Origin of the sequence: Clostridium sp., from assembly GCF_017888565.1 — a bacterium.
Taxonomy (GTDB): domain Bacteria; phylum Bacillota; class Clostridia; order Clostridiales; family Clostridiaceae; genus Clostridium.
Window position 1 is genome coordinate 1 of record NZ_JAGHFX010000019.1, and the last position, 10,326, is coordinate 10,326.

Here is a 10,326-nt window from a genome sequence, read left to right on the forward strand (position 1 = left end):
TTAGAAGGGCGTTGCTCTATCCAGCTGAGCTAAACACGCTTATTCTTATAAAGAACATTAATTATTTTATATCATTCTTTGTCACTTGTCAACATATTTTTTAACCACTTTTATGGAGCGGGTGATGAGAATCGAACTCACGTAACTTGCTTGGAAGGCAAGGGCTCTACCATTGAGCTACACCCGCATATTCATTTTAAAGTGGTCGGGGTGACAGGGATTGAACCTGCGACCTCATGGTCCCAAACCACGCGCGCTCCCATCTGCGCCACACCCCGATATCTTTAATATCTCTCAGCGACAATGTTTATTCTACAATAGGATTAGCAATCCGTCAATACATTTTTTAAAAAATAATCTATATAAGAGAATTTTGGAGATTTAACAAGATATTTAATAATATTGTAAACTAATAACGGATTGCATAAAATATTATTCTATTTCTTTTAAGTATATATTAGTTTTTTTATTTTCTAATATTTCTATAAATCCTAATGTCTTCTTCGATCTCCCATAAGGCAATGTTATACTTCCTGGATTCATAATAGTTAATCCATCATGTTCATTTATTAAAGCTTTATGAGAATGCCCAAAAAGCACTATATCAGCACCTACTTCTTTTCCTTTATAGAATATAGTATTGTATTCATTCTTTACATTATACATATGTCCATGGGTCATATATATTTTTATTCCCATTACATCTATTATTCTTTCAATAGGATACTCACTAGAAATATCACAGTTTCCTTTAACTGCATATACTTCACCATTAAAATCATTTAATAATATTTTTGTATCTGACGCTCCATCTCCACAATGTAATATAATATCTACATCTACTAAATACTTTTTTATAGCATTTATAGATGAAGCTTCATAATGAGAATCACTTAATACAGCAATCTTCATAATTTCCTCCTATAGAAACTCCTTTATAACTGCACTTATTTTTTTAAGCGCAATTCCTCTATGAGATATCTCGTTTTTTTCTTCCATTGTAAGTTCTGCAAAAGTTTTATTAAGAGGTTCATATAAGAATAATGGATCATATCCAAATCCATCAAAGCCTCTTTCTTCTTCTAATATATAACCATTTACCGTTCCTGTTACTGATTTGTATATATTCTTATCATTTATTAATGCTAACTGACATACAAATCTAGCTTTTCTATTATCATAACTAACGCCTTTTAAATTAAGAAGTAATTTTTCATTATTCTTTTTGTCATTACCATGTTCTCCTGCATATCTTGCTGAATAAACCCCTGGCTCACCATTTAAATACTCAACTTCTAATCCAGAATCATCTGACATCACTATAAAGTTACTTTCTCCTCTTCTTATTAGCTCTTTATATATTTCTTCACTTTTCTTTTTTGCATTTTCTTCAAATGTTATTCCATCTTCTTCTACATCTATATCTAATCCTATATCTTTTAATGAAAAAACATTAATAGGCATATCTTCTAGTACTTTCTTTATTTCATTTATCTTTCCTTGATTATTACTTGCTATTATTAACTTTTTCATAGCATTACTTCCCTCCAGTACCTATCCACAGCGCATCCATCTTTAAAGCATCCTTTTGTATTTGTACCATTTGTTTTATACCTTTTTGAGCTAAATCCAATAAATCATTTAAGTCATCTCTGCTAAATGGTGATTCCTCTCCAGTACCTTGAATTTCTATAAATTCGCCTTCATCAGTAGCAATAACATTCATATCTACTTTAGCATTGGAGTCCTCTTCATAACATAAATCTAAAATCTTTTCGTCGTTTAATATACCAACACTAGTTGCACTTACAAACTTTCTTATTGGATAAACTTCAAAAGGCTTTTCCTTATGTAATTTGTTTACAGCATCTACTAAAGCTATAAAGGCCCCTGTAATAGATGTAGTTCTTGTTCCTCCATCTGCTTGAATAACATCACAATCTATCCATATTGTTTTTTCACCAAGTGCTTTTAAATCCATTACCGATCTTAAAGCCCTGCCTATTAGCCTTTGTATTTCCATAGTTCTTCCATCAACCTTTAATCTTGCTATATCTCTAACCTTTCTTGTTCCAGTCGATCTTGGAAGCATATTATATTCAGCTGTTATCCACCCTTCTCCTTGCCCCTTTAAAAATGGTGGAACTTTATCCTCTATAGATGCTGTACAAATTACTTTTGTATCTCCAACCTCTATTAATACAGATCCCTCTGCATATTTTGTATATCCTCTAGTTATCTTAGTTGTTCTCACTTGTTCATTTTTTCTTCCATCTATTCTCATGATTTTACCTCCAATTCTTAATATTATTAAAATTTATGCACTATTTTAGCATTAACCTCATATTATTAATATAAGGATTAATGAAGAGGTGAAGAAATTGCGATATATAGGACCATTTTTTAGAATGAATAAACTATCTCAAAAAGAAATTAGCGGCCAACTTTTTCACTTGTCTAAGGAGGCCATAAGGACATTAGTTCTTGAGTCAAAATGTGGATTAGTTGATTCAATTAAAAACTATAAAAAAACATCATCCTCCATTGATATTACCACATCTGGTAATTTTTCTCCACTACTATGTATATATAGAAAATCTTCTCCAAATTATATTCATAGTAAAAATTACAATGGATTTGATGAATCTTCCTTTAAAAAGGATATATCTCCAATAACTAATGCATTAATGACTACAAGCATACTAAATTTAACTACTTATTACTCAAGATTTAAAGATGCTGATGAAAAATTATATTCTTATTCTAAGATATACAAAAAGTTATCTAAAGAACAACTTGATTTTTATTCAGTAAATTTAAGAAATAACGAAGGAATTTTTACTGAGAAAAAAAATCTCTCTGAAAACAACCATAAAGGATTTAACCTTGCAGATAAAAATAATAAATTTAAATTTTCTGACCAAGCTTTTATGATGGTTGCTTATAACTTATATTCATTATTATATCCAGAAGATGAAATTTCAGAAGACTATAATAAGTTTTCACTAGAAATATTACAAATGCTTAATGAGTTTAAAGAGAAAATATATGAATGTTCATTTGAAGAAATATGTAAAATCCTTACTGCAATAAATATTTTTTATAGTCACTCAAAAAATTCTGATGCTCAAGTATTAATAATAGATTTAACAGACTTTCTTATTAATAAATTTGATGAAAAGGACTATTACATCGATTCTTTAGATTTTACATGTTTATTCTCAATAAACTTAATGTTATCATTTAAACATACTCAAATGATCACATTTAATGAAAAAGCCAAAGAAATTATTAATAAATTAGTATCTTTATATGATGATGAAAAAGGAGTTTTCCTCAAACTTTCTGGTAAAAAGGACTTGAAATACTCCTGTTTCGATATTACCTTCTATTTCTTAGCTATTGTTATGTACTCAAAAGAGTTCAATAAATATAGTGAGTATAAAAATATGATTTCATCATTATACAGAAAATATTTCATAAATTCTGGCTTAATAACTTCTTGGCCTGAAGCACCTACTCTAGATGATGCAGAGAGATATAGGGGATTAACCTTAAATTCAGCTGATATGTTAGAAGAAAACTTTTTTAGAATGCCTACAACCTCAACACCTACAAGTTTAGGAATAGCTCCAATTTTTAATAAAAGTATTTCTTACTCTAAAAAAAGAGATTCATTTTCACCATCAGGATCATCCTTTGATAGTTTTAAGAACATGTATATATATCAATTAATAATTTTTCTATTTAAAGATGATTTTATGCGTGAAATAAATCTACTGGACCCAGAACCTTCTTATAGGAATGATTCTAGCACTCCTATAATAGAAGATGAAATTAACGATGACACTCTATTACAAAAAGATATATCAGAAGTTGAAAATGAGGAGTTTGAAGATGTTGAAAATAATGAATTATTAGATGCTTCTAATGGTCAGGTCAGTAATTAAATAATCAAACTAAATCATAAAGACTGAGCAAAGCCCAGTCTTTATGATTTTTCTATTTTACTGTAATCTATATTTCCATTGCCATCTAATAGCATATTTTTTATTTTACTATTTATAGCTATATTATCATTATAAAATGCTAACGGCAAAACTTGATATGTGTTAAATAAATCATCTTCTAATTTTGAAAATAATTCTAATCTTTCTCCTTCTGTTTTTGCTAATAATAGTTGATCTTTATACTTATCCGGAAGAAAGTTTAATAATATATTATATATAGAACTATCTCCTGTAAAATTAGAGTCACCATGAATTAAAGCTATATCATAATAGTTTACATCTTTAATCGACTTCAACTCTTCTTTAGTAATTAACTTATAACTCAAATACATATCTGTATTATTTTCAAACCAAGTTGCTATATATTCGCATATTTCTTTATTTTGAGTACTCTCTTCGGCAACTAATGAAATTTCCTCAGGTTTATTCCATTCAACTGTATTATTGCTCATAACCTTTCTAGTTTGAAGTTTAGCTAAGTCTCCTTTATCTTCTCTAAAATAACTTCCCTCAGCTAATTCTATAAACATACTGTTTTCCAGTTGATACTGCTCTATAGCCTCATTTAATAATCCATATATATCTTTTTTCCCCTCTACTGGTATAGAGTCATCATTAGGATTAAAAGCCAAATACATAGCTTTATTTGATTCTAATGTTAATAATCTATTTTCACTACTTAATCTACTTAATTGACTTTTAGGTGGATTTATCACTATATCTCTTCCCCCTACTTCAAAAGCTGCCATAGCTAGTTCTTCACTTTCGTCGGAAACTATCTTAATAGTTGCAACCATATCTGCATTTGTACTACTATTTCTATTAAGGACCAACTCACTCATTGTCATATCTGAAATACTATAGTATCCTGAATAAACTAATTCATCATAGTTTTGTCTTATATTTTCCCATAATAAAACGTTCTTTCTAAGTCTATATTGAGGTGTAGCCAATTCTTCAATAAATTTATCATCCTTTGAGTTTAACCTAAAAACAACATTATTTTCTCCTGAGCTTATTCCCACATTTTCTGTAAAAGATCCTGTTCCATCTCTAAAGGCCTTTGCTCCATATACATTTAATAATGCTCCTATATTTTCCTCTTCTTCTTCTGTTAATATCTCCCTAAAAAAAGTTACTATATCCTTGGGTGTTATTTTAGTTCCATCACTCCAATAAATATCTGATCTTATCTTAAAATCATATTCTAATCCATCATCTCTTACTTCAACACTTTCTGATAAAGAAGGAACTATATTTTTAGAAGCATCTAATTCAACTAATCCCCTACTAGTTGCACATACTATATCTTGTATTCTCTTATCTAGACTCCCAACAGACATAATATCTGATGGAACTGTAGATACTGAATATGTAAATACTTCTTTATTTTGAGTTGGCTCTTGATTTACAACTTCTATAAACCCTAGAAAAAACCCTATTAATAATGCAGTTGTTACTACTAATAATATTATTTTCTTCATACATGCTTCTCCTTATGATTAGTATCTTTCTAAATTATAGACATCTAAAGCTAATAGTAAACACCAATATGAAATTTTATACACTTATTTAAATTTGTGCTAAATTATCTTGTTTTATATGCTATAATATTTTTATATAAAATTTGGAGGTAATATTATATGGATTTAGCTGTTCAAATTTTTCAAATAGTTTTTTATAGCATTGGTGCTTTATTTATGATAACTTTTTCTATCATAGGAGTATGGGGTTTTATCATCTTTAACAAAACGTATAAAGCTAAAAGAATACAAAATTATCTTTTAGAAAAAATATACCAAGCAATTAATCAGATAACTTATAAAAATAGTAGTTCTCTTAATGAAAATTCAGAAGAGGAATTACTTAGTCTTGATAATTTAATTGATGAGAATGAAAATTAGAAATTTATTAACAATAAAGATAGAGAAGGCTAAATACCTTCCCTATCTTTACTTTTGAAATATCGTAGTTACTTTAAATAAATCGCCATCAATTTCTATATCAAAAGTTCCACCTTGAAGCTCAACTATACTTTTTGCTATAGAAAGTCCTAATCCCGATCCTTCTGTGCTTCTTGATTTGTCTCCTCTTTTAAATCTTTCAATAATTTCCTCTGAAGTAAAATCAATTTGATAAGCAGAAATATTCTTCATTACAACCACTACTTCATTTTCACTATTAATTACATCAATATATACTCTTGAATTTTTCATGGAATATTTTATTATATTATTTATCAAGTTTTCATAAACTCTAAATGTTTTTCTTCCATCTAGCTGTACTATTGCCTTATCTTCTGGCCACTTAGTTATAATATCTAAATTAGCTTGACTAATCTTTTCTTCTAACTCCCCTATAACTTGTCTTAATAAAGAAACTATATTTAAATCTTCCTTCTCAAAACTCATATTACCAGAAACTGCTTTTGAAGCCTCAAATAAGTCTTCTATTAATATTTTTAACCTTTTAGACTTCATATCTAATACTTCTAGATACTTATTTCTTTTCTCATCATCTATATTCTCTTCTTTTAGAAGGCCAATATAATTAATAATAGAAGTTAGCGGTGTTTTTAAATCATGAGAAACATTAGTAATTAATTCACTCTTCATTTTTTCACTAGTTATCGCTTTACCCAAAGCTTCTTTTAGACCATCTTCAATAGTAATAAGATTGTTTTCTATATTTTTTAAAACTAATATCTTATCTGCTTTTAAATCAACCTTATAATTTCCTTTAGCTATTCTTAATGTTTGAGATTCTAATATAGTAATTTCTCTAAATATCATTACAGATAAAATTGAGGTAAATATTAAATATATACATATATAAGCTCTAGAAAATACCATAAAACCATATGACAAAAATACAAATGATTCTAACCATAAACAAAATAGAGCTAATGCAGACAAGAATATAATAGATATAAACTTAAATTTATTAGTTTTTATAAATTTACTATCTTTTATGATGTTGGAAAGATATTCATATATCTTTAATGTTAATACTTTTCCCTTATTCCTCTTATTTTCTAATATTAAAATTAAATCTTTTAAGAAATAATAATCTATAATAATCAAAACATAAGCTCTTAAAATAACTCCATTAGAATAATTATCATTTCCATAATAAGGTATTGCATTAAATATTAATGAATTCAATATATTAAAACTATATAGAAAAATTATCGCCCTTATATCTATAGGAATCTTGATTAACAAATCTTCTATAAAGTTAGTGTAATTCTTTTTTCTATTTTTATAAATTATAAAAGCAAAAACTAAAACTAAAAACCCTAACACAGATGGTATTATAATTTTCCTATTTAAGATGGAAGAAGCTTCTTTTCTTTCTTTAAATGTATCATACAGAACATCACCTTGCTTTAATTCTTTAGGTATTCTATAAAATCTAATTAAATCTTCACTATTATAGTTTAATAAATCATATATACTTGATAACTCTTCTGAATAAAGCTTTTTATCTTCATTAATTTTTGAATTTGTAAAATACATGTAGTAATATTGTTCATTATTTATAAAGTCTTTTTCTTCTATTTGTTTTTCAATATTATGGTCTTCTATGTTTGTAATTTTAGCACCTGAACTATCTTTAAAGAAAAACTCTATATTTACATTGTTATATATAATATTATGGGTAAATTCTCTTACATAAGTAAAATAATTTTCTATCGAATTATCTTCTTCCATAATTATTTTCTTTGCCTCTTCTATTTGTTTTTTGATTTCCTCTTCTGCTACATTCATATCTTTAGCTTTTTCTCTTATATTTTCTTCAGCTTCTTTTAGATTTTTCTCCTTTGCTAGCTTATTTTCTTCTACTTTCTTATTATAAATGTCTTCTTTTTTATTGCCATCTAAATCTAAAAAGAGCTTTGTATAATCATTTAAATTACTGTCTAAAGTTGCAATTTGGCTTTTTATTAAACTATTATTATAAAGGCTATCTCCAAAATCTAAGTTAAAACTTTTATATTCTCTCAATGCTCTTATTAAAGAAATAGAAAAAAATATTAATAATATACAGATTATATATTTATCTAAATCCTTTAAAACTTTATTTTTTGTCAACTTTGTATCCAACTCCCCACACCACCTTTAAATATTGAGGATTTCTAGGATCAACCTCTATTTTTTCCCTTATCCTCCTTATATGGACAGTTACAGTATCTACATTATAAGGCGCTTCATTCCAGACTCTTTCATAAATCTCTTCTATTGAAAACACTCTTCCTAAATTGCTCATAAGGAGACTTAGTATTTTAAATTCTAATGGAGTTAACTTTGCTTCCTTACCATTTATAGTTACAAGCTTACTTGCTTTATTTAACTCTAATCCACCTACTATAATTACATATTGATTATCATTTGTAGTTAATGAAGAGAATCTTGTGTATCTTCTTATTTGTGAATTTACCCTAGCAATAAGCTCTAATGGATTAAATGGTTTAGTTAAATAATCATCTGCTCCAAGATTAAGGCCTAAAATTATGTCTGAATCTTCACTTTTGGCTGAAAGCATTATTATCGGAATTTCTTTTTCCTTTCGTAATTCAATAGTAGCTCGAGTTCCATTAAGATTAGGCATCATTATATCCATAATTATTAAATGAATCTCCTCTTCCTTTGCAACTTTTAATGCTTGAATCCCATCATAAGCTGTAAAAACATTATATCCTTCATTCAAAAGATAGATTTCTATAGCTTCTGTAATCTCCTTATCGTCATCTACTACTAAAATATTATATTTGCTCATATTTCCCCCTATGTTTATATAAAATGTAGTTTAAGTAACTTCCTATGATAATAATGGTAATATCAACAAATTACAAAGTTACTATTAAAATTATTAAGGAATTCTTAAAATATTAAATTATAATATCTATCTATTGCATTTTTAAAATCTAATAGATCAAAATATCTTCCTACTCGTAATGTTTCTTTCCCATTAACAAATAATAATAAAATAGGCAAAGAAAATATATTATATGATGCAGCTAATTCTTTATTTTCAACTGCGTTTATTTCCATAAATTCAATTTTCTCATAGTTTTTAGTAATATGTAAAACCTTTTCCTTTATAGCATCACAAGCTCCACAAGTTGAACCACTAAAATATACTATGTTAATTAAATTTTCTCTTATAAATTCTTTTACTTCAAATTCTTTCATAAATCCTCCATATAAATTCGATTTATATTTATTATATCATTGATAATAATTATTTATAAATTTTCTTTTCATTGCAAATACTAAAAAAGGAGGTGTTCAATTTGAGAAAAAAATATACAATACTTTTACTTGCAACATTATCAATTATTTCTTTTATCACTTTAATACCATCTATATCTGCCAAGAGCAATAATTTAGGTGATGCCCAATTTGAACTTAAGCCATTACCATATGCTTATGACGCATTAGAACCATATATAGATAAAGAAACAATGATGCTTCATCATGATAAGCATCAAAAAGCTTATGTAGATAATCTAAATAAAGCCATTGCTAAACATCCTGAATTATTCTCTAAAGGATTAGAAGGACTTTTAAAAGATTTAGAATCAGTACCAGATGATATTAGAGAAGCTGTTAAAAATAATGCTGGTGGAGTATATAACCACGAATTCTTTTGGTCTATAATGTCTCCTACTAAAAATCAAAGTCCTAAAGGCGATTTATTAAATGCAATTAATAGAGACTTTGAATCTTATGATAACTTTAAATCTAAATTTAAAGAAGCTGCATTAGGTAGATTTGGCTCTGGATGGGCTTGGTTAGTAGCTGATAAAGATGGCAAATTATCAATTATATCTACAGCTAATCAAGATAGTCCTATATCTTCAGATTTAACTCCTGTTATAGGTATAGATGTTTGGGAACACGCATATTATCTTAAATATCAAAATAGACGTACTGAATACATAGATAATTGGTGGAATGTGGTTAACTGGGAACAAGCTGAAAAAAATTATTCTAATAATAAATAGATTCATGAATTTAAAAGGGCTATTAACTAATTATTTAGTCAATAGCCTCTTTCTAATTTATAGTTGAGAATGGACAATCAATATGATAATTCGGGTGAGTTTAATCATAGAAAAAGTCAGTTAGTCAAAGAATGAAAAAGTTAATAAAATTCTCCTTAAGCTTAGTAAAATCAAGGGCCTGAAAGGGGCTCACGTTTTGGTCTTACCCCCATTATGTAGACAGTCAATAAAAGGTCGTGTACAATCTACATAATGGGGTGATTTTTTATGTCAATAAAGCACAAAGCTTATAGTGCAGAATTTAAA

10 protein-coding genes and 2 tRNA genes are annotated in these 10,326 nt (G+C 27.4%); 3 read left to right on the forward strand and 9 right to left on the reverse strand.

Annotation, left to right across the window (positions count from 1 at the left end; genetic code table 11):
- Positions 1–113: 113 nt before the first annotated feature.
- The 5 genes from J7M87_RS03960 to rph all read right to left on the reverse strand — a co-directional run bounded on the left by J7M87_RS03960 (position 114) and on the right by rph (position 2,284).
- A tRNA-Gly gene (locus tag J7M87_RS03960) sits at positions 114–187 on the reverse strand.
- Between the two features lie 15 nt (positions 188–202).
- Positions 203–278 (reverse strand) — tRNA-Pro (locus J7M87_RS03965).
- Positions 279–432: 154 nt separating this feature from the next.
- Complete coding sequence (locus J7M87_RS03970) at positions 433–912, reverse strand: metallophosphoesterase (protein ID WP_291648884.1); 480 nt, start codon at positions 910–912, stop codon at positions 433–435.
- A gap of 9 nt (positions 913–921) precedes the next feature.
- On the reverse strand, positions 922–1,533 hold the full coding sequence (locus J7M87_RS03975; RefSeq protein WP_291648886.1) for an XTP/dITP diphosphatase: 612 nt from the start codon (positions 1,531–1,533) through the stop codon (positions 922–924).
- Between the two features lie 4 nt (positions 1,534–1,537).
- Positions 1,538–2,284, reverse strand: coding sequence for a ribonuclease PH (gene rph / locus J7M87_RS03980; RefSeq protein WP_291648889.1), 747 nt, complete (start codon positions 2,282–2,284; stop codon positions 1,538–1,540).
- A gap of 97 nt (positions 2,285–2,381) precedes the next feature.
- Between rph and J7M87_RS03985 the strand changes: the two genes are divergently transcribed.
- On the forward strand, positions 2,382–3,950 hold the full coding sequence (locus tag J7M87_RS03985) for a hypothetical protein (RefSeq protein WP_291648892.1): 1,569 nt from the start codon (positions 2,382–2,384) through the stop codon (positions 3,948–3,950).
- Between the two features lie 41 nt (positions 3,951–3,991).
- On the opposite strand, the gene J7M87_RS03990 is transcribed toward J7M87_RS03985, so the two are convergent.
- Positions 3,992–5,494 carry an ABC transporter substrate-binding protein gene (locus tag J7M87_RS03990; protein ID WP_291648893.1) on the reverse strand — a complete coding sequence of 501 codons (1,503 nt, stop codon included), beginning with the start codon at positions 5,492–5,494 and terminating at the stop codon, positions 3,992–3,994.
- A gap of 159 nt (positions 5,495–5,653) precedes the next feature.
- Between J7M87_RS03990 and J7M87_RS03995 the strand changes: the two genes are divergently transcribed.
- Positions 5,654–5,914, forward strand: a complete 261-nt coding sequence (locus J7M87_RS03995) for a Vpu (RefSeq protein WP_291648895.1) — start codon at positions 5,654–5,656, stop codon at positions 5,912–5,914.
- Between the two features lie 48 nt (positions 5,915–5,962).
- On the opposite strand, the gene J7M87_RS04000 is transcribed toward J7M87_RS03995, so the two are convergent.
- The 3 genes from J7M87_RS04000 to J7M87_RS04010 form a co-directional block, all read right to left on the reverse strand.
- On the reverse strand, positions 5,963–8,116 hold the full coding sequence (locus J7M87_RS04000) for a sensor histidine kinase (protein WP_291648897.1): 2,154 nt from the start codon (positions 8,114–8,116) through the stop codon (positions 5,963–5,965).
- Positions 8,091–8,789, reverse strand: a complete 699-nt coding sequence (locus J7M87_RS04005) for a response regulator transcription factor (protein WP_291648899.1) — start codon at positions 8,787–8,789, stop codon at positions 8,091–8,093. Before J7M87_RS04005 ends, J7M87_RS04000 begins: the two co-directional genes overlap by 26 nt.
- A 104-nt stretch (positions 8,790–8,893) precedes the next feature.
- The gene (locus J7M87_RS04010; protein ID WP_291648902.1) at positions 8,894–9,205 is read right to left on the reverse strand and encodes a thioredoxin family protein; all 312 of its coding nucleotides are present in this window, start codon (positions 9,203–9,205) and stop codon (positions 8,894–8,896) included.
- 92 nt (positions 9,206–9,297) lie between these two features.
- Between J7M87_RS04010 and J7M87_RS04015 the strand changes: the two genes are divergently transcribed.
- Entirely contained in the window at positions 9,298–10,020 is a 723-nt protein-coding gene (locus tag J7M87_RS04015; RefSeq protein ID WP_365844463.1) for a superoxide dismutase, read from the forward strand.
- The last annotated feature ends 306 nt before the right edge of the window (positions 10,021–10,326 follow it).